General features: G+C 75.4%; 21 protein-coding genes. 12 read left to right on the forward strand and 9 right to left on the reverse strand.

Annotated elements, in window-relative coordinates; all coding sequences use genetic code 11:
* Positions 1-32 precede the first annotated feature (32 nt).
* Entirely contained in the window at positions 33-578 is a 546-nt protein-coding gene (locus ND486_RS00455; protein WP_178373588.1) for a DUF4334 domain-containing protein, read from the forward strand.
* Positions 575-1,150, forward strand: coding sequence for a TetR/AcrR family transcriptional regulator (locus ND486_RS00460; protein ID WP_251782275.1), 576 nt, complete (start codon positions 575-577; stop codon positions 1,148-1,150). Before ND486_RS00455 ends, ND486_RS00460 begins: the two co-directional genes overlap by 4 nt.
* Positions 1,151-1,163: 13 nt before the next feature.
* On the opposite strand, the gene ND486_RS00465 is transcribed toward ND486_RS00460, so the two are convergent.
* The gene (locus tag ND486_RS00465; protein WP_251782276.1) at positions 1,164-2,216 is read right to left on the reverse strand and encodes a YncE family protein; all 1,053 of its coding nucleotides are present in this window, start codon (positions 2,214-2,216) and stop codon (positions 1,164-1,166) included.
* Positions 2,217-2,344: 128 nt separating this feature from the next.
* Between ND486_RS00465 and ND486_RS00470 the strand changes: the two genes are divergently transcribed.
* Positions 2,345-3,556: a cytochrome P450 gene (locus tag ND486_RS00470; RefSeq protein ID WP_251782277.1), complete on the forward strand. Its 1,212-nt coding sequence runs from the start codon at positions 2,345-2,347 to the stop codon at positions 3,554-3,556.
* Positions 3,557-3,642: 86 nt separating this feature from the next.
* Here the strand turns inward: ND486_RS00470 and ND486_RS00475 are convergent, their stop codons facing one another.
* From ND486_RS00475 to ND486_RS00485, 3 genes are all read right to left on the reverse strand, one after another.
* Positions 3,643-4,275, reverse strand: coding sequence for an MmpS family transport accessory protein (locus tag ND486_RS00475; RefSeq protein WP_251782278.1), 633 nt, complete (start codon positions 4,273-4,275; stop codon positions 3,643-3,645).
* Positions 4,276-4,418: 143 nt separating this feature from the next.
* Positions 4,419-6,077, reverse strand: a complete 1,659-nt coding sequence (locus tag ND486_RS00480; RefSeq protein ID WP_251782279.1) for a GMC oxidoreductase — start codon at positions 6,075-6,077, stop codon at positions 4,419-4,421.
* An 11-nt stretch (positions 6,078-6,088) separates the two neighbouring features.
* Positions 6,089-6,529, reverse strand: coding sequence for a hypothetical protein (locus ND486_RS00485; RefSeq protein ID WP_251782280.1), 441 nt, complete (start codon positions 6,527-6,529; stop codon positions 6,089-6,091).
* Positions 6,530-6,620: 91 nt separating this feature from the next.
* Between ND486_RS00485 and ND486_RS00490 the strand changes: the two genes are divergently transcribed.
* Complete coding sequence (locus tag ND486_RS00490) at positions 6,621-7,223, forward strand: TetR/AcrR family transcriptional regulator (protein ID WP_251782281.1); 603 nt, start codon at positions 6,621-6,623, stop codon at positions 7,221-7,223.
* Positions 7,224-7,337: 114 nt separating this feature from the next.
* Here ND486_RS00490 and ND486_RS00495 read toward each other — a convergent pair whose 3' ends face one another.
* Positions 7,338-7,508: a hypothetical protein gene (locus ND486_RS00495; RefSeq protein WP_251782282.1), complete on the reverse strand. Its 171-nt coding sequence runs from the start codon at positions 7,506-7,508 to the stop codon at positions 7,338-7,340.
* A 228-nt stretch (positions 7,509-7,736) separates the two neighbouring features.
* On the opposite strand from ND486_RS00495, the gene ND486_RS00500 reads away from it, so the two are divergent.
* Entirely contained in the window at positions 7,737-9,197 is a 1,461-nt protein-coding gene (locus ND486_RS00500; RefSeq protein WP_251782283.1) for a hypothetical protein, read from the forward strand.
* On the opposite strand, the gene ND486_RS00505 is transcribed toward ND486_RS00500, so the two are convergent.
* Positions 9,185-10,072, reverse strand: coding sequence for a glycosyltransferase (locus ND486_RS00505; protein ID WP_251782284.1), 888 nt, complete (start codon positions 10,070-10,072; stop codon positions 9,185-9,187). The genes ND486_RS00500 and ND486_RS00505 overlap by 13 nt on opposite strands.
* A 147-nt stretch (positions 10,073-10,219) precedes the next feature.
* Here ND486_RS00505 and ND486_RS00510 point away from each other — a divergent pair, with 147 nt between their 5' ends.
* Positions 10,220-12,727, forward strand: a complete 2,508-nt coding sequence (locus ND486_RS00510) for a Tex family protein (protein WP_251782285.1) — start codon at positions 10,220-10,222, stop codon at positions 12,725-12,727.
* 49 nt (positions 12,728-12,776) lie between these two features.
* Here ND486_RS00510 and ND486_RS00515 read toward each other — a convergent pair whose 3' ends face one another.
* The gene (locus ND486_RS00515) at positions 12,777-13,526 is read right to left on the reverse strand and encodes a tyrosine-protein phosphatase (protein WP_251782286.1); all 750 of its coding nucleotides are present in this window, start codon (positions 13,524-13,526) and stop codon (positions 12,777-12,779) included.
* A gap of 354 nt (positions 13,527-13,880) precedes the next feature.
* On the opposite strand from ND486_RS00515, the gene ND486_RS00520 reads away from it, so the two are divergent.
* Entirely contained in the window at positions 13,881-15,746 is a 1,866-nt protein-coding gene (locus tag ND486_RS00520; protein WP_285898118.1) for a DEAD/DEAH box helicase, read from the forward strand.
* A gap of 66 nt (positions 15,747-15,812) precedes the next feature.
* Here the strand turns inward: ND486_RS00520 and ND486_RS00525 are convergent, their stop codons facing one another.
* Positions 15,813-16,265: a L,D-transpeptidase gene (locus ND486_RS00525; protein WP_308215780.1), complete on the reverse strand. Its 453-nt coding sequence runs from the start codon at positions 16,263-16,265 to the stop codon at positions 15,813-15,815.
* Between the two features lie 218 nt (positions 16,266-16,483).
* Here ND486_RS00525 and ilvD point away from each other — a divergent pair, with 218 nt between their 5' ends.
* Positions 16,484-18,166, forward strand: coding sequence for a dihydroxy-acid dehydratase (gene ilvD, locus ND486_RS00530; RefSeq protein WP_251782288.1), 1,683 nt, complete (start codon positions 16,484-16,486; stop codon positions 18,164-18,166).
* A 66-nt stretch (positions 18,167-18,232) separates the two neighbouring features.
* Here the strand turns inward: ilvD and ND486_RS00535 are convergent, their stop codons facing one another.
* A complete protein-coding gene (locus ND486_RS00535) occupies positions 18,233-18,601 on the reverse strand; it encodes a hypothetical protein (RefSeq protein ID WP_251782289.1) in 369 nt (122 codons plus the stop codon).
* A gap of 140 nt (positions 18,602-18,741) precedes the next feature.
* On the opposite strand from ND486_RS00535, the gene ND486_RS00540 reads away from it, so the two are divergent.
* From ND486_RS00540 to ND486_RS00555, 4 genes are all read left to right on the forward strand, one after another.
* On the forward strand, positions 18,742-20,814 hold the full coding sequence (locus ND486_RS00540; RefSeq protein ID WP_251782290.1) for a histidine kinase: 2,073 nt from the start codon (positions 18,742-18,744) through the stop codon (positions 20,812-20,814).
* Positions 20,802-21,446, forward strand: coding sequence for a response regulator transcription factor (locus ND486_RS00545; protein ID WP_251782291.1), 645 nt, complete (start codon positions 20,802-20,804; stop codon positions 21,444-21,446). Before ND486_RS00540 ends, ND486_RS00545 begins: the two co-directional genes overlap by 13 nt.
* Before the next feature lie 69 nt (positions 21,447-21,515).
* The gene (locus ND486_RS00550; protein ID WP_251782292.1) at positions 21,516-22,067 is read left to right on the forward strand and encodes an ACT domain-containing protein; all 552 of its coding nucleotides are present in this window, start codon (positions 21,516-21,518) and stop codon (positions 22,065-22,067) included.
* 195 nt (positions 22,068-22,262) lie between these two features.
* Entirely contained in the window at positions 22,263-23,942 is a 1,680-nt protein-coding gene (locus tag ND486_RS00555) for a hypothetical protein (protein ID WP_251782293.1), read from the forward strand.
* Positions 23,943-23,949: the final 7 nt, after the last annotated feature.

The following is a 23,949-nucleotide window of genomic DNA, read 5'->3' on the forward strand; positions in this document are numbered from 1 at the left end:
ATCGAAACGATGCCGTTTCGATGGAGCTCGCGATGACCAGCACCGCACCGGCCGACACGCTGCGCCACCTCGCGCACGGCGCCACGCTCGAGGAGGGCCTCGGGTTCTTCGACGCGCTGCCCGCCGTCGGGGTCGAGGAGATGCTGGGCGACTGGTCCGGTGGCGAGATCCCCACCGGCAACCCGATGGACGGGCTGCTGGGGCGCTTCGGCTGGCACGGCAAGCGGTTCGACGGCGTCGACGACGTCCACCCGCTCGTCATGGACCACCCCCGCGGCGGCCGGTTCTCGCTCAACCCCGCCCTGGTCCCGCTGCCCGCACTGCTGCGCCACCCGGCCGCGCTGCGCAACGCGACCCTGGCGCGGATCGCCCGCACCGCGGGGCCCGCGCTCGCCACCCGGGCCCCGAAGGCGCGGCTGCGCACCACCGAGTACCGCGGGGTCGCCAGCGCCACCATGTGCTACGACGACCTGCCGATCCACGACGTCTTCCGGCGCGTCGACGACGCCACCGTCCTCGGTGCCATGGACATGCGCGGCCTCACCCACCCGTTCCTGTTCTTCCTGCGTCGCGAGTGACCAGCCGCTTCCCGGACGAGCGCCGCCGGGAGGTGCTCGCCGCGACCCGTGACCTCGTCGCGGAACGCGGCTACTCCTCGACCACGGTCGAGGCCGTCGCCGCGGCGACCCGCACCAGCAAGGCCACGCTCTACCGGCAGTGGGGCGACAAGGCCGCACTCGTCGTGGAGGCCGTCTCGGCGGGTAGCCCGCTCGCGATCGACCGGATCGACACCGGGTCGCTGGCCGGGGACCTCGCCGCGGTCGTCGACCAGCTGGCCGCGCGGGCCGCGGTCGACGTGCCGATCGTGCTGGGGCTGGCCGGGGCCGGGCAGTGCGACCCCGCCCTGCCGGCCGCGTTGTCCTCACGCCTGCTGCCGCAGGTCGAGGCGCTGCGCGCGGTGGTGGCGCGGGCCGTCGCCCGCGGGGAGCTGCCGGCCGACCCGCCCGCCGCCCGGCACCTGCCCTACCTGCTGGCGGGCGCGGTGGTGGCGCCGACGCTGCTCGACGGGCCGGCCGCCGTCGCCGACGCCGGGTACCTGCGGTCGGTCTGCGACGACGTGCTGCTGCCGGCCCTCGGGGCCCGCGCGTGAGCTCCGGGCGCTCCTAGGCGGGCCCGTCGACGACCTGCACGACACCGTCGGCGGTGCCGGTGACGAACAGGCGTCCGGTGTCCGGGTCGACCGCGACCGTGTTCGGCTGGCGCACGGTGGGGATCCGGGCGACCTCCCGCGGCGTCGGGTCGGTCATGTCGTAGCCGACGAGCAGGTTCGCCCCGGTCGCGGTGACCCACACGCGGTCCCGGACCGGGTCGTAGGCGATCCCGTAGGGCTCGCCGGGCAGGTCCACCCGTCCGACCTCGGCCGGGGTGCCCGCCGGGTCGAAGACGATCAGGTGCCCGCCCCGGGTGTCGGTCGCGATCATGCGGCCGTGCCGGTCGGCGACCAGGTGGGTCGGGCCGTCGCCGGCCGGGAGCTCGCGGATGCCGTCGCCGGTGGCGGCGTCGTAGACGGTGAGGGTGTTCTCGCGGACGTCGATCAGCCCGACCCGGTCGCCGACGGGGGCGAGCCCGGCGGGCTGGGTGACGTCGGTCAGCTGGCGCACCACCCGGTCCCCGCGGACCACGGACACGCTGCCACCCGCCTCGTTGGCGACGAACACGGTCCCGGCCGCCGTCCCGGTCGCGTCGTGCGCCATCGGGCCGGTCATCACCTCCGGCGACACCCGGCCACCGGGCAGCGAGACGCGCAGCAGGCCGTTCGCGCTCTCGCTCGGGACCAGGACCGGCCCGCCCGGCCCGGCGAGCTGCAGGTGGCGCAGCACGCCCGGCAGCGGCACCCGCCCGACGACGGCGGCGGAGTCGGCGTCGAGCAGCACGAGCCGGTCGGGCTGCCGCACCCCGACCGCGACGCGGCGCGTCGGCCCGTCGGCGACGATGCCCTCCGGGACGGCGCCGACGGGCACGATCCGGCCGGGTGGGGCGGCCGTCACCGCCGGGGCGACGCCCGGCTCGGCCGGTGGCGGCAGCGGCTCGGCGAACCGGGCGGGGGTGCCCGCCCGCCCGGGGGCGGCCGGGCCGTCGGGCGGTGCGGCGCAGCCCACCGCGAACAGGGCCAGGGCCAGGACGGCCGCCCGCTGCATGCGTTTCCCTGTCGCCATGGGGTCCAGCATCGCGCCCCCGTCGGATGCCCGCGCGTCGGCCGAGGAGTGCGCCTGCCGGTTGCGCTGCGAAACGATAGATGGCTACCGTTCCGTTGTCCCGATCATGACGACGAGGGAGTTCCGCCGTGACGACGACCGAGGCCCCGCAGCTGCCCTTCGACCGTCCGAACGTCATCGACGTCGCGCCGCTGTACGCGGTGCTCCGTCGCGAGGGGCCGATCGTGCCCGTGCGCACCCCGGTCGGTGACCCGGCGTGGCTGGTCACCCGGCACGCCGAGGCGCGCTCCCTGTTCGCCGACCCGCGGCTCGGCCGCTCGCACCCCGCACCCGAGCAGGCGGCCCGGGTGTCCGAGGCGGCGGTCCTGGCCGGCCCCACCGGCACCGTGGAGACCGAGAAGGCCGAGCACGACCGGATGCGCAGGCTGCTGGTGCCCGCGTTCTCGGCCAAGCGGATGCGGCGTCTCGGCGACCACGTCGGCGAGCTGGTCGACGACTGCCTCGACGACCTCGTCGCCGCGAGGGAGACGTCCCCCGACGGCGTCGCGGACCTGCACGGCCACCTCGCGTTCCCGCTCCCGGTGCTGGTCATCTGCGAGCTGCTCGGCGTGCCCTTCGCCGACCGCGGCTACTTCAGCGGGCTGTCCGAGCGGGTCGCGACCATCCGCTCCGGCGGCGACGCCGAGACCGCGATGACCGAGTTCCGCGGCTACATGGGACGGCTCGCGGCGGCGAAGCGGGAGACCCCGGGGGAGGACGTCGTCACCGACCTCGTGCGGGCCCAGGCCGAGGACCCCGGCTTCGGGGAGGCCGAGCTGACCCGGCTCGCCGCCGGGCTGCTGTTCGCCGGGCACGAGACCACCGTCGGGCGCATCGACCTCGGTGTGCTCCTGCTGCTCACCGACACCGCCCGCCGGGACGCCTTCGTCGCCGACGTCGACGGCCGGTTGCACGGCACCGTCGAGGAGGTCCTGCGCATGTCGGCCCCCGGCGGGCTCGGGCTGCTGCGCTACGCGCACGCCGACATCGAGGCCGGGGACGTCACGATCCGCCGCGGTGACGCGGTGATGATCTCGACGGCGTCGGCGAACCGGGACACCGAGGTGTTCGACGACGCCGACGCCTTCGACCCGACCCGCCGGCCCAACCCGCACGTGTCCTTCGGCTACGGCGGCCACTTCTGCATCGGTGCGAGCCTGGCCCGCACCGAGCTCGCGACGGTGTTCGCGCGGCTGTTCCGGCGGCTGCCCGGGCTGCGGCTCGCCGTCGCCCCGGAGGACCTGGACGTGCGGGCCGAGCAGGTCACCGGGGGAGTGCGGGCGCTGCCGGTCACCTGGTGAGCCGGTGCCGCGGCACCCCGTGACCTCGCGCGGCGACCCGCGCACGGGGTGCCGCGGACCGTCGGAAGGCGCCGCGTCGCCTCCGGTCAGAAGATCCAGCAGAACGCCGCCGCGTTCGCCTCGGCCGTGTCGTCGGAGGCGATGACCTGGTTGGAGGAATCGATCACGCGGCAGGACACCCGGGCGTCGCCCCGGTCGGACACGCTCCTGACCAGGAGGCGGGGTTTCGCGTCCTCGCCCCAGTCGGCCGTCGGCACCTCGAGCGTCCAGGGTGCATCGGTCCGTGAGAGGTGCACGTCCTCACCGCGACCGTCCAGATAGGAGATGCTCACGGGGTAGTTGCCGGTGATCTCGTAGGTGTACGACGACGGGCGGGCGCTCCGTTCCGACGCGGCAGGCTCGGCGTCAGCGGGCTCGTCGGCCGCCACCGGTGCCGCGGCCGGAGCAGGCGAGGGGCGCTGGGCCGAGATCGAGGACGACAGCACGTCGAGGCCGCCGATGCCGGTGACCCACCCCGCGGCGAAGGCCCCGGCGGCGACGACGGTCACCGCGACCCCGCCCCGGACCCAGCGCCGCGTCCGCTGCCATCGCCCTCGGCTCTCTCCGCCACCGGCCCGGGTCGGGGCTGCCGTCGCCGCGGCGGGCATGGCGGAGCGGGCGTCGGCGCGTAGCGCGGCCCACCGCTCGTCGACTCCGCCCGGCTGATCCGTTCCGCCCATTCCCCTGTGCCTCCCTGCACCGAACCGACTGTCGGTCTGTCGGGACGATCCTGATGGTCCGTTACGTCCTGCCCGGGGTGGATCATCAGAATCGGGTACGCCTGCGGGTGGGCGCCGGTCGCCGGACTGCGCGTCCGACGGGCTCACAGCCCGTCGGCCAGGATCCCGTCCATCGCCCGCTCCACGATCGCCGCGATCGTCCACGACGGGTTCGTGCTCCCCGTCGTCCCCGGCACCAGTGCCCCGTCGACGACGTGCAGTCCCGGGTGCCCGGCCACGCGTCCCCGGTCGTCGGTGACCCGGCCCAGCACCGCGCCGCCCAGCGGGTGCCAGGTGACCGGGTCCGCCGCCCCCAGGTCGAGGACCCCGGAGGGTGCGTCCGCGGCACGCGCGACCAGGCCGGAGAGCCCTGCGGGCAGCCGGGAGGCGACGTCGGAGACGACCCGTCCGAGGCCGGCGCCGACCGGGGCATCCGGGGCGATCAACCGCTGAGTGAGGTCGCGGACGGTGCGCTGGGCGTCGGCGTCGCCGTCGGCCGGCCAGTGCAGCACGGGCTCGCCGGTGGTGCCGTCGAAGCGGAACTCGCCCACCGGGTCGCAGGCCCCGAACCCGGGCAGCGACATCGCGCGGACGTCGAACGGCAGCGGCGCGGGGCCGAAGGTGAGCGTGACCGCCTCCGCACGGTCGTCGGTGGGCGGGCGGATGCCGGCCGCCATCGGTCCGGCCTGCGGCCCGCCCGCCGGGTCGGGGACGCCGACGCGCAGCTGGATGCGGTCGCCGTTGTTGCCCCAGAACCGGCCGGCGTCGGCGGTGAGGTCGGGCAGCGTCCCGGTCTCGCGGGCCCGCACGAGCAGCCGGGAGGTGCCGGTCGACCCGGCGGCGAGGAACAGCGCGCCGGTGGTGAGCGCGATCCGTTCCCGCACGACGCCGTCGGTGTCGATCCGCTCGACGTCGAGCCGGTAGCGGCCGCCGCCGACCGCGTGCAGGTCGGCCACGCGGTGCAGCGGGGCGACGGTGACCAGTCCGGAGGCCTCGGCGTCGCGCAGGTAGTTCTTGTCCGCCGACAGCCGCGCCCCGGAGTTGACGCCGGTGAAGTACTCGCCGACCGACATCGACGGCGTCGCCCGCCCGGCGAACTCGGCGCGCACGACGTCCCAGTCGGTCGCGTTGGGCAGCAGCTGCGCGGTCAGCCCGGCGCGGCGGGCCTGCTCCAGGAACAGCCGGGTGCCGACGTGCGCGGGGTGGGCCAGGACGTCGTCGGGGATCGGCGAGACCCCGACCCGGGCGGCGGCGCGCGGGTAGTGGACGGCGGCGAGCTCGTCGTGGTCGATGCCGGGGACCGCCGCGGAGAACACCGCCGCGTCCGGCCGGATCCACACCCCGGCGTAGACCAGCGTCGACCCGCCGACGCCCGCCCCGCAGAGCACGCTCATCCCGCGCCCGGACACCTTCTCGAACAGGCCGGTGTAGGGCCGGTAGAGGGTCGGCGGCTGGCCGGGGAACACCGGCGCGGGCGTCAGCCACGACGAGCGGCGGTCCGGGCGCAGGAACGGCGGGAACGTGTCGGCGGCCGGGGTGGTCCAGCGGCGGCCGCGTTCGAGGACCAGGGTGCGCACGCCCGCCTCGGCGAGCCGGGCCGCGGCGATCGACCCGCCGAGCCCGCTCCCGACGACGACGGCCGGCGCGGACATCGCGGTGACCTCGCGGCGCAGCAGGGCCGGCGCGGCGGTCGCGGTCCCGGCGGCACCCAGCGCGGCGGCACCGAGCGCGGCCCCGGTCAGGAACCCCCGGCGGCTGGTCACCCGCATCCGGCTCAGCCCCCGATCCGGATGTCGGCGACGATCTCGCGGATCAGGCCGTCGTCGTAGCGGAAGGTCTCGTGCACCCGCGCGGTCGTGAGGCCCACCGGACCCGCCCCGACGGACAGGGTGAACTCCGCGTCGACGACGCCGTCCCCGCGCACGCGGTAGGTCTCGTCGGAGACGGCGCGGATGATCCGGTACTGCGGGCCGAACCGCAGGTCGGCGCGCAGCTGGTCGCCGGAGAACCCGGTCGGCAGCCCCGCCTCGACCCGGGTCGCGTCCGGGTGGAACGGCACGGTCGACGGGTCGTGGTCGGCGAGCGCGGCGACGTAGGCGCGGGCACCGTCGACCCGGCAGGCGTCGTCACAGGTGGAGGCGGACGCGACACCCGCCCCCGCTCCGGCGACGATCACGCCGACGAGCACGGACAGCAGCAGACTGCGCGACCGCATGGGAACCTCCGGGACCTGGGGGAGCGGACGGGGGGACGACGTGACGGGAGCGACGCCCGGGGGCAGGCGCCGGGGGACACGGGACGACGGCGTGGCGCGCACGCGGGCGGCCCTGCTGGCCGCGGCGGCCGACGTGTTCGCCGAGCGGGGCTACGACGGCGCCTCGGTGGACGAGATCGCCCGCGCCGCCGGGGTGTCGGTGGGGTCGATCTACAGCCGCTTCGGCAGCAAGCAGGACCTGTTCCGGGCGCTGATGACCGGCCACCTGGAGGGCGACCTGCACCGGGTGCGGTCCGGTATGGATGCGGGCCCCGAGCAGGGGCTGGCCGAGCTGGAGGCGGTGCTGCTGGAGACCGCCCGCTCGCGCCCGGCGACCCTGCTCGACGCCGAGAGCTGGGCGGTGGCGATGCGCACCCCGGCGATGCGCGCGGCCGTGGCCGACCACCACCGCAGGGTCCGCGACGAGGCCGCGGCCATGGTGGCGCGCGGCCGCGCGGCCGGCGGGGTGGACCTCGGCGTACCGGACGACGAGCTGGCGACCGCGATGATCGCGCTGTTCCACGGCCTCGTCCGGGAGTACCGCCTCGGTGTGCCCGGCGAGGCGCCGCCCGACCTGTACAGCCGCATGGTGCACGCGCTCGCGACCGGGCTCGCCGCGCTGGCCGCGGACGGCGGGCCGCCCGGCGGGCCATGATCCACAGCGAGCCACGGACGGCAGTCTGGCACGGGTGAGCGGGCGCTCACCCACCGGGTTCTCCATCGGATGTCGGAGAGCTCAACCGGGGTGTCCAGCTGCGCCCCGGTCTGCTCAGGTGTGGACCAGGGCGACCGACCACAGCAGGTCCGACCCAGTGGCGGTCGCCTCGCCGGCCCCGATGCCCGCTCTGATCCCGAGATAGAACCCCAGGACCACGCCGCACAGGAACGCGATCAGCGCCAGTGTGAACAGGAATCCCGCGACCTCCCGGACGATCGACATGACCGACCCCCTCTCCTCAGTGGGTCCACGATGACCGGTGGCGTGGACGGAGCCCATACCGTGAGGCTGCACGGTGTGTGCGGATTTCCGGACGCCGAGCCGATCTGCATGCGGGGTCGGACGCAATCGCCCGCAGGGCGGACGCCGCCATGTTGTGGTCCGATTCTGCGGACGTCTCTGCAGGAATTCGGACATCCGCAGAAAGAATGATCATGCTAATGTCTGATGATGGCCGACGTGGTGCGACTTCGGGACCATATACTGCGGATCGCCACGTCGGAGGGGCATCCACTGGCCGACCGGTTCTCGGTTAACGATCTATACCGACGGGTCGCCGCATGCGCTATGGGCATCGATCCGGTGGTCGGCAGGGCGACCTTCTACACCTGGTTCAACCACCAGGAAATGCCGAAGCAGTCCATGCTGGAGTACATTCCCGCGTTCGCGAAGGTCCTTGCAGTGGAGGAACGGACGTTGTGGGCTGCGGCCGGCGTCCTGGCGGCTGATGATCAGTTGGCCCCCACGCTCGGCGCCGTCGCCCGCGACATCCGCCTCGCTTACCGGCGAATGCGCAAGGTGTTGTCGGAGAACGGACTGTCCACCGCAGGTGAGGCGCTGGTGGTCGACCGGATCCTGCACCGCCAGCTCGACTACCGGATGACGGTGTGGCCGGTGGTGCGCGGAACGACCGTCCCGATCCACCTGCATTCCTGGATCGTGCTGGAACCCATTGAACGTATCGACAGCACCCGGCGGCTCACCACCAGCGTTCTGGAGCGCGCCGATCCCGGGGACCGGCGACGCTACCTGCGGGAGGAGGTCGTCACGGAGGGGCTGTGGCGACGGCTGGGGCTCAAGTGGCGCAACCGCCTACCGGCGGAGTTCTCACACCTGGGCGACCGGCCGTTGTTCATCGAGGTGCCCGTGGAGGAACGTGGTCGCACCATCGACGATGACCGAGAGGCGGGGTCGTCCGGGGCGGGGTCGGTCGACGGGGTCCGGACACCCGCTCCGTCACCAGGCACCCGCGTGCCGCGCCTGCTCGTCCTCGGCGCCCCCTGGTCACACGCCGAGCTCATGGCCGCCCTACTCGCCGACGCCCTGCGCTTCGCCAGCTGGGACCTGCGCTACATCGGCCTACCCGAGGCCGGGGCGACCGAGGCCAAGGAGGCGTTCGCCCGGCAGCGTCTGCGTGAACGGTCTGACCGGGTTGTCTGGGCGGTAGCCCAGCGTTACGACGTCATGGAGCGTCTGCGCGCCGATGTGCTCGACTCGGTCGCCGACGGGGCCGCGCCGGTCGTGGTGGTGACCTACGGACCACGGATGACGACCTTCGCGGCCACGGCGCTAGCCGCCCCGTGGGACTCCGACATCGGCAAGGCGGTCACGGTACTGGAGTCCCTGGCCCGGCGGCTGCGGGAACACACCGACGTCGTCGAGGTGACGATCCACGACGATGACCTGCTCGGCCCCGCCGGTGCCCATCACGAAGAGCCGCTGGTGCGCGACCTCGCCGTCGACCACATCCGGTACCTGACCGCCCGTGTGCTCGATGAGCTGCGCCGACGTAATCTCGGGCCCGAACCGCGGCACTGGGGCACCCGGTTCGACGATCTAGTCCGCGGCAGCCACCTCGACCTGCCCGAGACCGGATCCACGGTGCGGTGGCTGCCCCGTCACGGACTCTGAGCCGGTACGACCGGCAGTGCGCCGACGGCGCTGTCGGACAACCGGACGTCGTAGAGCCGGGCGCCGGTCGCAGTGCAGCGCTCCCGGAAACCGGCGCGGGTCCGAAGGCCTGCGGTCAGGCCGTAGCGGCGCAGGACGTCCCGGCGGGCCCGTTCGAGCGCGTCCCTGTCGGCTGAGTGCGACCCGGCGCGCCTGCGATACACATAGGTGGGCCGGTCGACGTGCCCCACCTGGTCCGGGCGCAGCCCCCCAACCACCCGCAGCACGAAGTCCGTGAGCTCGGCGTAGCGCAGGGACTCGTCGAAGCCGCCGACCGCCGCCACTAGGGACTGGTGCACCAGCCCTCCGTGGACCGCGAAAACTGCTCCCAGCAACGGATCGTCAAGCCGGCGGCGTAGTGTCCGCCAGTCCTGCAGGAACGGCTTGCTGCGATGCACGATGGTGGAGCCGTCGGGCAGTAGCACCCGGCAGGCGCCGAGCACGAGCTTCGGCCGAGTCCCGGCCGCGGACCGCAGCACCCTGACGGCGTCGGATGGGAGCATGTCGTCGCTGTCGAGCCACAGGAACCACTCGCCGCGGGCCGCGCGGCACGCGAGATTGCGGGCTGCCGAGATCCCCGCATTGCGCGATGATCGGCCTACCCGCACTACGCGGCACGGCGTCGACAGATCGGGGAGGTCGCGCACGGTGGCGACCGTCGACGGGTCGGTCGACCCGTCGTCGTGGACGACGATCTCCAGAAGCTCCTCGGTGTCCTGGTCGACGACGCTGCGCACCGCGGCGAGCAAGAGTTCCGGTGGCGTGTCCTTCACCGGCACGACGACCGACACCCGGGGAAGACTTGCCGGGTTGATCTGCGGGGGTGTCGGCGACACGGCCCGGACTGTAGCGACGGGGTCGCGTGGGTACAGCCCCGTGGAGGCTACCGGTCGGTCCGGTCCCACGAGCGTGTCGCGACCGGCGGCGGACGCGACCCCCCACCCGGCGGTGGCGCCCGCGACACCGTTCGCCACGATGGGGCGGTGACAGGCACGGCACCCCCGGACATCCAGCAGCACCGCTCGATCAACCAGCGCATCGCCGACGAGCTCGGCGCCCGGCCGGACCAGGTCGGGGCCGCGGTGGCCCTGCTGGACGAGGGCTCGACGGTCCCCTTCGTCGCCCGGTACCGCAAGGAGGCGACCGGCGGCCTCGACGACGCCCAGCTCCGCACCCTGGAGGAGCGGCTGCGCTACCTGCGGGAGCTGGAGGAGCGGCGCACCGTCGTCCTCGACTCCATCCGGTCGCAGGGCAAGCTCGACGAGTCCCTCGAGGCCACCATCCTCGCCGCCGAGTCCAAGGCCCGGCTCGAGGACATCTACCTGCCCTACAAGCCCAAGCGCCGCACCAAGGCGATGATCGCCCGCGAGCAGGGCCTGGAACCGCTGGCCGACGCGCTGCTCGCCGACCCGACGCTCGACCCGCACTCGTCGGCGGCCGCCTACGTGACCGACGAGGTCGCCGACGCGGGCGCCGCGCTGGAGGGTGCCCGCTCGATCCTGGTCGAGCGGATCGGGGAGAACGCCGACCTCGTCGGCGGCCTGCGCGAGCGCATGTGGGCGCACGGGCGGCTGGTCACCACGGTCCGCGAGGGCAAGGAGAACGACCAGGCCGCGGCCAAGTTCTCGGACTACTTCGACTTCGCCGAGAAGTTCACGACACTGCCCTCGCACCGGATCCTCGCGGTCTTCCGCGGCGAGTCCGAGGAGGCGCTCGACGTCACCCTCGACGCCGGCGTCGCCGACGACGAGCCGAACCCCTACGAGGCCCTGATCGCCGCCGAGTACGGCGTCGCCGACCGCGGCCGCGCCGGCGACGCCTGGCTGCTCGGCGTCGTCCGGTGGGCGTGGCGGACCCGCCTGCTCACCGCGCTCGGCATCGACATCCGGGTCCGGCTGCGCACCGCCGCCGAGGAGGGCGCCATCGGCGTGTTCGCGGCGAACCTGCGCGACCTGCTGCTCGCCGCCCCCGCGGGCACCCGCGCCACCCTGGGCCTCGACCCGGGCCTGCGCACCGGGGTCAAGGTCGCCGTCGTCGACGCGACCGGCAAGGTCGTCGACACCGCGGTGATCTACCCGCACGAGCCCCGCAAGGACCGCGCCGGGTCGCTGAAGACCCTGGCGGCGCTGTGCACGAAGCACTCCGTCGAGCTGATCGCGATCGGCAACGGCACCGCCTCGCGGGAGACCGACGCGCTGGCCGGTGAGCTCATCGCGGCGAACCCGGGCCTGAAGCTGACCAAGGTGATGGTGTCCGAGGCCGGCGCGTCGGTGTACTCGGCGTCGGCCTACGCCTCGGCCGAGCTGCCCGACATGGACGTCTCGCTGCGCGGCGCGGTCTCCATCGCGCGGCGCCTGCAGGACCCGCTCGCCGAGCTGGTCAAGATCGACCCGAAGTCGATCGGGGTCGGGCAGTACCAGCACGACCTGCCCGAGTCGTCGCTGTCGCGCTCGCTCGACGCGGTCGTCGAGGACTGTGTGAACGCCGTCGGTGTCGACGTGAACTCGGCGTCCGCGCCGCTGCTGCGCCGGGTCTCGGGCATCTCCGAGTCCCTCGCCGGCGCGATCGTCGCCCACCGGGACGAGAACGGCCCGTTCCGGAACCGCACCGCGCTGACCGGCGTCGCGCGGCTGGGGCCCAAGGCGTTCGAGCAGTGCGCGGGCTTCCTGCGCATCCGCGGTGGGGACGAGCCGCTCGACGTCACCGGCGTGCACCCCGAGTCCTATCCGGTCGTCCGGCGGATGGTGGAGCGCACCACGCTCGACGTGTCCGCCCTGATGGGCAACGCCGCACGACTGCACCAGATCAAGCCCAAGGACTACGTCGACGACACCGTCGGGCTCCCGACCGTCACCGACATCCTGGCCGAGCTGGAGAAGCCCGGCCGGGACCCGCGGCCGGCGTTCCGGACCGCGACCTTCGCCGAGGGCGTCCACAAGATCTCCGACCTGCGGCCGGGGATGCTGCTGGAGGGCGTCGTCACCAACGTGGCCGCCTTCGGCGCGTTCGTCGACGTCGGGGTGCACCAGGACGGCCTCGTGCACGTGAGCGCGATGAGCAAGGACTTCGTGTCCGACCCGCGCGACGTCGCCAAGTCCGGTGACGTGGTCAAGGTGAAGGTCCTGGAGGTCGACGAGGCCCGCAAGCGGATCTCGCTGACCCTGCGTCTGGACGACGAGCCCGGCGCCGGCGAGCGCGGCGGCCGGTCCCGCGGGCCCGGCCAGGGCCAGGGCGGAGGCCAGGGCGGCCGGGGCCGCGACGGCGGCGAGCGCGGCGGGCGCGGTCCGGGCGGCGGCGACCGCGGCCGGGGTGGTCGCGACGGTGGCCGTGGCGACCGCGGCCGCGGCGGTCAGGGCGGTGGCCGCGGCGGCTCCGGCGGCCAGGGTGGCCAGGGCGGCCGCGGCGGCTCCGGCGGCGGCCGGCAGGACCGCGGCCCCGCCAACGACGCGATGGCCGAGGCGCTGCGCAAGGCGGGCTTCGGCAAGTCCTGAGCCGACGACCGGGCCCCGCGCACCCCGGGTGCGCGGGGCCCGGTCGCGGTCAGTGCGGGAGGACCGGCTCCAGCAGCCGCTCGGCGAGGCGGCGCAGGTCGTCGTCGCCGACGCCCCACTCGCGCAGCCGGCCCGCCGCGCCGGCGGGGTGGGCGTCGAGGTCGTCGAGCACGGCCTCCAGGGCGGCGGCGTCCACCCCGAGCAGCGCCTCGTCGTCGGGCTCGGGCTGGCCCCAGGCGCGCAGCCGGTCCCACAGCGTCGGCAGGACCTCGTTGGTGCGCAGGTAGTCCGCGACGACCGTCGCGCGCGGCACGTCTAGCACGGCCAGCAGCACCCCGACCACGATCCCGGTCCGGTCCTTGCCCGCGGCGCAGTGCACGAGCACCGGGGCGGGCGCGTCGGCGACGGTCCGCACGATCCCCGCGAGCTCGGCGCCGGCCTCGGCCGCCAGCAGCCGGTAGGCCCACCCGAGCCCGTCCTTCCCGGCGGCGGCCGTCGCGACCCGCTCCGGGGTCAGCGACGCGCCGAGCGGGACCGGACGGACGTCGGCGACGTCGGCGAGCGGATGCGGCTCGCCGGTCTCCGCCGCCGAGCGCAGGTCGACGACGGTCCGCGGCGGCCACGGCGATCCCTCGGGCAGGTCGAGGGCCCGGGCGTCGCGCGGGTCGCCCGGGCGGGGCGCGTCGGACCGGTAGAGCACCCCGTGCCGGACGCGGTACCCGTCCGTCGTGCGCAGACCACCGAGATCACGCAGGTTCGCCGGGCGCCGGGCCGCGGCGCTGGAGAGGAATGCCGTCACCCGACCAGGGTCGGTGATCTCCCCGTGGCCGCGCCGAGGGTCGTGACCAGGGGCATCGGTGGTGTCGGTCACGCGGGACCCGGCGCACGGACCGCACCGGGACATGGCACACTGGTCGATCGACGGCCGTCGGCGACGACGCACGGCCGCGAGCCCCGGAGGTCTGGGTTCACCGGCACATCATCTGGATCGAGATGCCGCACGCGGGCCTGGCGGGCTGGGAGAGCGGGCGAGAGCCGCCCGACGACACAGCGCACCCCCCTGCGCACGCCATTTGAGGACCGAGTGAGCATTCTGCTGGACCAGTACCCCGACCTGAACGACTCCGGAGACGAGATCACCACTTCCGCCGCCATGACGGACACCGACGACGCCACCACCCCCGACACGACCGCCGCCGGGGAGAGCACCGCCTCCGGCGACGGGGCCGAGGGCGTGGGTGTCGAGGACGCGCGCACCGAGGACGCGGGCACCGCCGACGAGCCCGTCGACGACACCCCCGCCGGCCCGACCTTCGCCGACCTGGGCCTCGCGCCGCAGCTGCTCGACACCCTCGAGAAGCTGGGCTACGCCTCGCCGAGCCCGATCCAGGCCGCCGCGATCGGCCCGCTGATCGCCGGGCGCGACCTGCTGGGCCAGGCCGCCACCGGTACCGGCAAGACCGCCGCGTTCTCGCTGCCGATGCTGCAGCGCCTGGCCGACGGCCGCACCTCCCGCTCCCGCGGCGCCAAGCCCTTCGGACTGGTGCTCGCCCCGACCCGTGAGCTGGCCATGCAGGTCGGCGACGCGGTCTCCAAGTACGGTGCCGCGCTCGGCGCCTCGGTCGCCTGCGTCTACGGCGGCGCGCCCATCGGCCCGCAGCTGGGCCAGCTCCGCCGCGGCGTCGACATCGTCGTCGCCACCCCCGGCCGCGCCATCGACCTGGTCAACCGGGGCGCGCTCGCCCTGGACGCGATCGAGGTCGCCGTCCTGGACGAGGCCGACGAGATGCTCGACATGGGCTTCGTCGAGGACATCGAGACGATCCTCGGCGCGACGCCGCGGGGCCGCCAGACCGTGCTGTTCTCGGCGACCATGCCGGGCCGCATCCAGAGCCTGGCGCGGACCCACCTGAGCGACCCGACCGACATCCGGATCAAGAAGGAGGCCACGCCCGAGGGCGAGGCCCCGCGGGTCCGCCAGACCGCGTACCACGTGCCCCGCAGCCACGTCACCGTCGCGCTGGGCCGGGTGCTCGAGATGGAGCAGCCGACCGCGGCGATCGTGTTCTGCCGCACCCGCGCCGACGTCGACGCCGTCACCGAGACCCTCACCGCGCGCGGCCTGCGCGCCGAGGCGCTGCACGGCGGCATGGACCAGGAGCACCGCACCCGGGTCGTCGAGCGCCTGCGCGCCGGCCGCACCGAGCTGCTGGTCGCCACCGACGTCGCGGCCCGTGGTCTGGACATCGACTCGCTGACCCACGTGGTCAACCACGACGTGCCCTCGTCGCCGGAGTCCTACGTGCACCGCATCGGCCGGGTCGGCCGGGCGGGACGCGAGGGCGTCGCGATCACCCTGGTCACCCCGGGGTCGGTGCGTCACCTGCGCAACATCGAGCGCCTCATCGGGGCGTCGGTGCCCAGCGCGCCGGTGCCCTCGCCGGAGGACCTGCGCACCGTGCGGCTCGCCCGCACCGCGCTGGCCCTGCGCGAGCAGGCCGGTCAGGACGCCGACACCCCGCCGCAGGACGGCGTGGAGCAGCTCGTCGTCGAGCTGGCCCGCGACCACGACCTCGCCTCGATCGCCGCCGCGGCGATCCGGCTCGCCCGCGCCGGCAACTCGGTGCCGGACGACGAGATCGAGATCCCGCAGGTCCGCTCGCGCGGTGGCCGTGACAGCGGCCCCGGCGACCGTGGCCCGCGCCGCGACCGCGACGGCCGTCCGGGCGGTGCCCGCGGCCAGGGCGCCCGTCCGCCGAAGGCCGGGGCGACCCGCCTGTTCGTCTCGGCGGGCCGTGCCTCCGGTGTGCGCCCGCAGGACATCGTGGGTGCGCTGGCGAACGAGTCCCGGCTGTCCGGCCGCGACATCGGCGCCATCCAGATCCACGAGCGCCACTCGCTGGTCGAGGTGCCCGAGCACGCCGCGGACGACGTGCTGCGCTCGCTGCGCGGCGCGACGACGCTGAAGGGCCGCAAGGCCAACGTGCGTCGGGACCGGGACAACGCCGGCGCCCGCTGACACACGGCACACGACAGGGGCCCCGCGCGATCCGCGCGGGGCCCCTGTCGTCGTCGGTGGGGAGGGTCAGCGCACCTCGACCCGGTCACCCTGCGCCAGCTTGCCGAAGAACACCGTCGCGTCCTGGTTGCGCAGCTTCACGCAGCCCGCGGACCCGGAGTCGCGGTCGCCCTCGTGGAAGGCGATGCCGCCGGGGGCGAAGAAGACCGACCACGGCATCGGGGCGCCGTCGAACTCGGCGGAGTGGTGGTCGCGGTCCTTGTCGTAGACGGCGAAGTCCCCGGTCGGGGTCTCCGTGCCGTGCCCACCGGTGGCGACGTCGACGGGGCCGTAGGTGACCTTCCCGCCCTTCATCAGCCACGCCTGCTGGGACTCCAGGTCCACACAGGCCTTCGCCGTCGCCGAGCACGGGGTGCCGGCGACGCCGGAGCCGGTGCCGGCGGCGACCGCGGTTCCCGCGGCGCCCAGCCCGACGACCAGCCCGGTGGCCGCGACGACCAGCGCGCGGCGGCGACGCACCCGTCGAGTACTACGGGGAGTGGGTTCGTTCGTGTGCGCCATGAGTGTCGCTCGGGTCCTCTCGGGTGAATGACGGTGCTGCCGGAGAGTCCAACGATCACCCGTAGCAACGGATACGCCCGGACGGGCTATCCGTTGCGGCCGGAAACGGGCCTGCGCCGATGATGTGCGGCAGGATCGGCCCCGTCCCGACACCGGAGTCCGGCCGAGGAGCGCGCATGGCCACCACCAGTTCCCGCAAGCCCCGCAGTCATCAGGTCACCGACGGCATCGGCGCCACCGCCGCCCGCAGCATGCTGCGCGCGGTCGGCATGCGCGACGACGACTTCGCCAAGCCCCAGATCGGCATCGCCTCGTCCTGGAACGAGATCACCCCGTGCAACCTGTCGCTGCAGCGGCTCGCGACCGCCGCGAAGGAGGGGGTGCACACCGCGGGCGGCTACCCGATGGAGTTCGGCACGATCTCGGTGTCCGACGCCATCTCGATGGGGCACCGGGGCATGCACTACTCGCTGGTCAGCCGGGAGATCATCGCCGACTCGGTGGAGACCGTCGTCGAGGCCGAGCGGCTCGACGGGACGGTGCTCCTGGCCGGATGCGACAAGTCGCTGCCCGGGATGCTGATGGCCGCGGCCCGGCTCGACCTCGCCGGGGTGTTCGTCTACGCCGGATCGATCATGCCGGGCCGGGTCGGTGACCGGGAGGTCAACATCGGCGACGCGTTCGAGGGCATCGGGGCGTGCGCGCGCGGCCTGATCACCCCCGACGAGCTCGACACCCTGGAACGGGCCATGTGCCCGGGGGAGGGCGCCTGCGGCGGCTTCTACACCGCGAACACGATGGCCGCGGCCGCCGAGGCGCTCGGGATGGCGCTGCCCGGCTCGGCCAGCCCGCCCGCGGTGGACCGTCGTCGCGACGGCGTGGCCCGCGCCTCCGGCGAGGCCGCGGTCGGCATGATCGCCCGTGGCCTGACGGCGCGGTCGGTGCTGACCCGCGAGGCGTTCGAGAACGCGATCGCCGTCGTCATGGCCTTCGGCGGGTCCACCAACGCGGTGCTGCACCTGCTCGCCATCGCCCGCGAGGCCGAGGTGCCGCTGACCCTGGACGACTTCAACACCGTCGGCGACCGGATCCCGCACCTGGCCGACGTCAAGCCGTTCGGGCGGCACCTCATGTACGCCGTCGACCAGGTCGGGGGCGTACCGGTGGTGATGAAGGCACTGCTCGACGCGGGCCTGATCCACGGCGACGCCCGCACCGTCACCGGCCGCACGGTCGCGGAGAACCTCGCCGAGCTCGACCCGCCGGGCCTCGACGGCTCGGTCATCCACGACCTCGCCGACCCGATCCACCCCACCGGCGGCCTCACGATCCTGCGCGGCTCGCTCGCGCCCGACGGCGCGGTCGTCAAGTCCGCCGGGTTCGACGCCACCACCTTCACCGGCACCGCCCGCGTCTTCGACGGCGAGCAGGGCGCGCTCGACGCCGTCGACGCCGGCGAGATCGGGCCCGGCACGATCGTCCTGATCCGCTACGAGGGCCCCCGCGGCGGGCCCGGGATGCGGGAGATGCTCGCCGTCACCGGGCGGATCAAGGGCGCGGGCCTCGGCAAGGACGTCCTGCTGGTCACCGACGGCCGCTTCTCCGGTGCCACGACCGGGCTGTGCGTCGGGCACGTCGCACCCGAGGCCGCCGACGGCGGACCGATCGCGCTCGTCCACGACGGCGACACGATCACCCTGGACATGAAGGCCCGCACGATCGACATCGGCGTGGAGCCGGCCGAGCTGGAGCGGCGGCGCGCGCAGTGGACGTGCCCGGAGCCGACGAACCGGCGCGGGGTGCTGGGCAAGTACGCGAAGCTCGTGTCGTCCGCGGCCGACGGGGCCGTCTGCGGCTGACCCGCATGGCCGGCGCGCCCGACCGACGGGCGCGCCGGCCGCCCCCCGGGGTGGCCGCCCGCCCGGTCAGCGCGCGGGTCCGGTGGCCGCGCGGCGGTACAGGGCGGGGGCGAGCAGCACGATCGCGACCACCGTGACCGCGAGTGCGGTCAGCACGGTCACGAGCAGCGCGAACGGCAGGTTCGCGACGTCGAGCAGCGGCAGCAGGTTCGCCACCGCGGTGACCACCACGGCCACCCACAGCGCGGCCCGGCTGCCCCGCCACCACCACAGGCCCAGGCAGGCCAGGGTGATCACCCCGGTGACCGGCCCGACGTACCGGGCGAAGTCCGGGGCGGACGGTGGCGGCGGGGCGACGACATCGCCCAGCAGCGACAGGAGCCCGCCGAACAGCGCGAGCATGACGGTTCCGGCGACGACGCGGACGGAGTGCACGAGGACCTCCCGGGCTGTGCGGTGACTGACGGGGAGACGGTCGCGCACCGGGACGGCCCGCCACATCGTGGCGGCGACGGGGTCCCGCCTCCGTGCCCGCACGGATTCCCCGCGCCACCGGGCCGTCCTATCCTGCGACGATGCCGTGGACCCGGGCGTCGACACTGCTGCTCGCCGCGGTCACCGCCGCGCTGGTGGTCGTGGGCGCGGTGCTCGCCGCGGCGGCCGGCACCGGGCCCGTCGAGCCACTGCTGTGGAGCGGGCTGGCCGCCGTCCCGCTCGTCCCGGCACTGCTGCTGACCGCCCGCCGCCCGCACCTGACGGTCGCTCCGCTGCTGGCCGCGGCCGGCGCCGGGGCCGCCCTCAACGGCATGGCGGACCGCTACCTCGATCTCGTCGCCGCCGGGACCCCACCCCCCGGGGCGTGGTGGGTCGTGCCGCTGGTGCTGCAGTTCAGCTGGATGCTGTTCTTCGTGCCGTTCGCGCTGCTCGCGCTGGTGTTCCCGGACGGACGACTGCCCGGACCGCCCGGCCGTGTCGTCGCGGTGGGCCTGCTGGTGACCCCGGTGCTGGCCGCGCTGCTGGGCGCCGTCGCCCCCGGCGCCTACCGGGAACCCGCCGCCGACCATCCGCACACGCTCGGCACGGGTCCGGCGTGGACCGGGCCGGCCGCCGTCGTGACGGTCGCGGTGTTCGGGGTGCTGCTGCTCGCCGCCGCGGTGGCACCGGTGCTGCGCCGCCGCCGCAGCACCGACCCGGTCGAGCGGGCCCGCCTGCGGTGGCTGGCACTGGCGGGCCTCGGTGTCCCGGCGACGCTGCTGCTCTGCTGGGCGAGCTACCTCCTCCTCGGCGGCCCGGACCTGGTGGTGGTCGGGCTGGCCGGGATGTACGTCGGGATCCCGGCCGCCACCGCCGTCGCGGTGCTGCGGCACGGCCTCTACGACGTCGACCGTGCCTACGCCGCCACCCTGACCTGGACGGCCGTCGCGACCGGTCTGCTCGCGGTCTACAGCCTGGTGGCCTTCGCCGTGGGCGCCGTCGCGGGGCAGGGATCCGCGCCGACGGCGGCCGCGGCGACCGCGGTCTGCGCCGCCGCGCTGGCCCCGATGCGGTCCCGGCTGCGCCGGGTCGTCGACGCCCGGATCGACCCGCAGCGGCGGGCCGCGCACGACGCCGTCGCCGCGCTCACCCGGGCCAGCCGCGACGGGTCCGCCCGCCCCGAGGAGCTGGCCGGGCGCCTCGGGGCGGCGGTGGGCGACCCGACGCTCGTGGTCGGGTACCGCCCTCCGGGCGGCGACACCCCCGTCGACGCCGACGGGAGGCCGGTCGAGACGGCGGACCGGGTCGCGGTCCCGGTGGTCCGCGACGGCCGCCGGGTCGGGGTGCTCGCCGCCGCCGCCTGCTCCCGCTCGTTGCTGCGTGAGCTCGCCGAGGCCGTCGCACTCCTGGTCGAGGTGGTCTGCCTGCGCCAGGAGGCGCGCCGCGCGCAGACCGAGGCGGAGGCGGGCCGGGCCCGGCTGCTCGCGGTCGGCGACGCCGAACGCCGCCGTCTGGAACGCGACCTGCACGACGGTGCCCAGCAGCGGCTGGTGTCGCTGGGCATGACCCTGCGCCTGGCCCAGCGACGGATCCACGCCGAGCCGGGCGCGGCCGCCGGGCTCGACGACGTGCTGGAGGCCGCCGTCGCCGAACTCGGCACGGCGGTGGCCGAGCTGCGCCGGATCGCGCACGGCCTGCGGCCCTCCGGGCTCGACGACGGGCTGCCTGCGGCGCTGCGCGGCCTGACCGCGCACCTGCCGCTGCCGGTGCGCCTCGAGGTCGTCGACGAACAGGCGCCCGCGCGGCCCGCGGCACCGGTCCCGGTCCCGGCCGGTGCCGGGCCCGCCCCGCTCCCCGAGCGGACCCCGGCGACCGACCCGGACTGGCTCGACGTGCCGGACCGGGTGGCGCTGGCCGCGTACTACGTGGTCGGGGAGGCGCTGACCAACACCGTGCGTCACGCCGGCGCGACGCGGGTGGAGGTGCACGCCGCCCGCGGCGGCGGGACGGTTCGGGTCCGGGTGCGCGACGACGGCCGCGGCGGCGCCGCCGTCCGGCCCGGGCACGGTCTCGGCGGGCTCGCCGACCGGGTCGCGGCGGCGGGTGGGGCGCTGGCGGTCCGCAGCGACGGCGGCGGCACCGAGGTCACCGCGGAGCTGCCGTGCGCATCGTGATCGGCGAGGACTCCGCGCTGTTCCGCGAGGGGCTCGCCCGCATTCTCGACGACGACGGCCACGACGTGGTCGCCGTCGCGGCCGACGGCCCCGCCACCGTCGACGCCGTCCTCGGCCACCGGCCCGACCTGGCCGTGATCGACGTCCGGATGCCGCCCGACCACACCGACGACGGCGCCCGGGCCGCCCGCCGCATCCGCGACGCCCGCCCCGGGCAGCCGATCGTGCTGCTGTCCCAGCACGTGGAGTCCCGGCACTCGGTCGAGCTGGTCAGCACCGGCGCGTTCGGCTACCTGCTCAAGGACAGGGTGCTCGACGTCGCCGACTTCCTCGACGCCCTGACCCGCGTCGCGGCCGGCGGGTCGGCGCTGGACCCCGAGGTCGTCGCCCGGCTGATCGGGCACCGGCGCGACGCCGACCGTCTCGCCCGCCTCACGCCCCGCGAGCGCGAGGTGCTGGCGCTGATGGCGGAGGGCCGCACGAACCGGGGCATCGCCCGCCGGCTCCACCTCACCGAGCGCACCGTGGAGACCCACACCGGGTCGATCATCGGCAAGCTGGGCCTGGCCGGATCCGACGAGGACCACATCCGGGTCCTGGCCGTGCTGGCCCACCTCGACGCCCGCGCGTGACCGCCGTCGCGACGCACCCGACACCGCCCCGACACAGGGCCGCAACATCGGTCCCGCAGGCTGGTGGTGATGAGCACCGATCCCGGGACGACCAACGGCCTCTACCGGGTGCGGGTGCGGCTGCCCGACGAACCCGGTGCCCTGGCCGGGCTGACGGCGGCGCTGGCGCAGGTGCGCTGCAACATCCTCGCCCTGTCGGTGCACGGTCAGGACGCGCGCTCCGTCGTCGACGAGCTGCTGGTGTCCGGGCCGTGCAGCGTCGGCGAGCTGTCGGTGGCGGTCTGCGGGGCGGCCCCCGACGGCGGGGTCCTCGTCATGACCGCCGACCCGCACGACCTGGTCGACCCGCCCACCCGGGCACTGGACATCGTCGCCGCCGGTCAGAGCCCCGCCGACGGGATCGCCGCGCTGCTCGGCGCGTCGGGTGTCCGGACGCCGGGCCCGGACGAGCCGGGCGCGCGCGACGAGCACGACCTGGAGCTGACCGCACCCGACGGCTCCCGGCTGGTCGCCCGGCGGGCGGCGCCGTTCACCGTCACCGAGGTGGCCCGGGCCCAGGCGTTCCTGCGCGCGGTCGCGACGCGCCCGGAGTCCGACCCGCGCGGCTGGGCCGGGGCGTAGCGCACTCGGCGCACCGCAGGCGCCGGTCGGCGTAGCACGGAGGTCACGGCGCCGCCACCGCTGGCATCCTTCCGTCAGGACGATCGAGAACGGGCAGTACCCACACGGCCTCCGGCGGGCGTCCTCACCATCGCGAAACCGCCGCGACCCGTGGCGGCAACGATGGACGGTGATCGTTGCGTCATGGAGGCCGGTATGGGTGAGCTGTCGTCCCCGCGGGATCGGGACCGGGTGGGTGTGGTCGTGCCGTACGACTTCGCCCTCGACCGTGAGATGTGGCGGTGGGTTCCCGAGCGGGTCACCCTGCACGTGACCCGCACGCCGTTCGTCGCGACCCCGGCCGACGCCGCGCAGGCCCGGCTGATCTCCGACCCGGCCATGGTCCGGCAGGCCGCCCGCGACGTGCTGACACCGGGGCCCGCCGTGGTCGCGTACTCGTGCACCTCGGGGAGCTTCGTCGGTGGCGTGGCGGGGGAGGCCGCGCTGCGCGACGCGGTGCTGGCCGCGGGCGCGCCGGCGGCGGTCACGACGGCGGGGTCGCTGGTCGCGGCGTGCGCCGAGCTGGGGGTCACCCGGCTCGCCGTCGCCACCCCCTACGTCGACGACCTCACCGGGCTGCTCGCCGACTTCCTCGCCGGATCCGGGGTCGAGACCGTCGCCCGGCACGGCCTGGGCCTGCTCGGCCACATCTGGACGACGAGCCCGGAGCAGGTCGCCGCGGCCGTGCGCGCCGCGGACCACCCCGACGCGCAGGCGGTCTTCGTCTCCTGCACCAACCTGCCCACCTACGACGCGATCGCCGTGCTGGAGCGCGAGCTCGGCAAGCCGGTGCTCACCGCGAACCAGGTGACGATGTGGGCCGCGCTGCGTGCGGCCGGGCACTCCGCCGTCGGCCCCGGGCAGACCCTCGTCGACGGCCCGTCCGTCCCGCCGGTGCTGCGGGTGGTGGACGCCGCGGCCCCCGGCAGGACGGATCCCGGCCCGGCGGACCTCGACCCGGTGGTCCTCGCCACCGCGGCCGGGCCGGGACCGGCGCCGCTGCTCAAGGTCCGCGTCCGGCTGCCCGACGAGTCCGGTGCGCTGGCCCGGCTGACCGCGGCCGTCGCCGAGGTCGGCGGCAACATCCTGTCGCTGTCGGTGCACGGCCGCGACGCGGGCACCGTCGTCGACGAGATGCTCGTCGGCGGCGGGGTGACCGCGGACCGGCTGTCGCGGGTGATCCGGCGACGGCTGCGCGGGTCCGGCCCGGACACCGTGCAGGTCACCCCGGCCGACCCGCACGAGCTGGTCGACGGACCCACCCGGGCGCTCGACCTCGTGGCCGCCGCCCGCGGCCGCGACGGGCTGTTCGACGGCCTCGCCGCGCTCCTGCACGCCGACGAGGTCGGCACCGGCCCGGTCGCGGCCGGGACGCACGTGCTGGAGCTCACCGCCCCGGCCGGCCCACCGGTGCTGGCGGCCCGGGACTGGGCGCCGTTCACGGTCACCGAGCGGGCCCGCGGCGAGGCGTTCCTGCGGGCGGGCGCGGCGACCCCGCCGCCCCGGGCGACGGTGCTGCTGCCCGGCGGGGCCGAGCTCGTCGCGGAACCCGCGGCGGGGGAGGAGACCGCCGAGCTCGACGTGCTGCTGCGGACCTGCCTGGCCGGGGAACCGGCCGTGGACTGGACGGCCGCCGACCTCGCGGGGCTGCTGGCGCCCGTCGCCGGACCGGCGCTGCTGCTGCGCACCGCCGCCGGCGACCTGGTCGGCGTGGCCGCGCTGCTCGGCACCGACACCGGCGTGCCCGAGCCCGTCGTGGTGCTCCACCCGTGTCTGCGCGGGGCGGGCGTCGGCCGGTGGCTGCGCGGTCGGCTGGGCTCCGGGGTCGCCGCCTAACCTGCGG

This window comes from Pseudonocardia sp. DR1-2, from assembly GCF_023717215.1.
In the GTDB taxonomy this organism is placed as follows: Bacteria; Actinomycetota; Actinomycetes; order Mycobacteriales; family Pseudonocardiaceae; genus Pseudonocardia; species Pseudonocardia alni.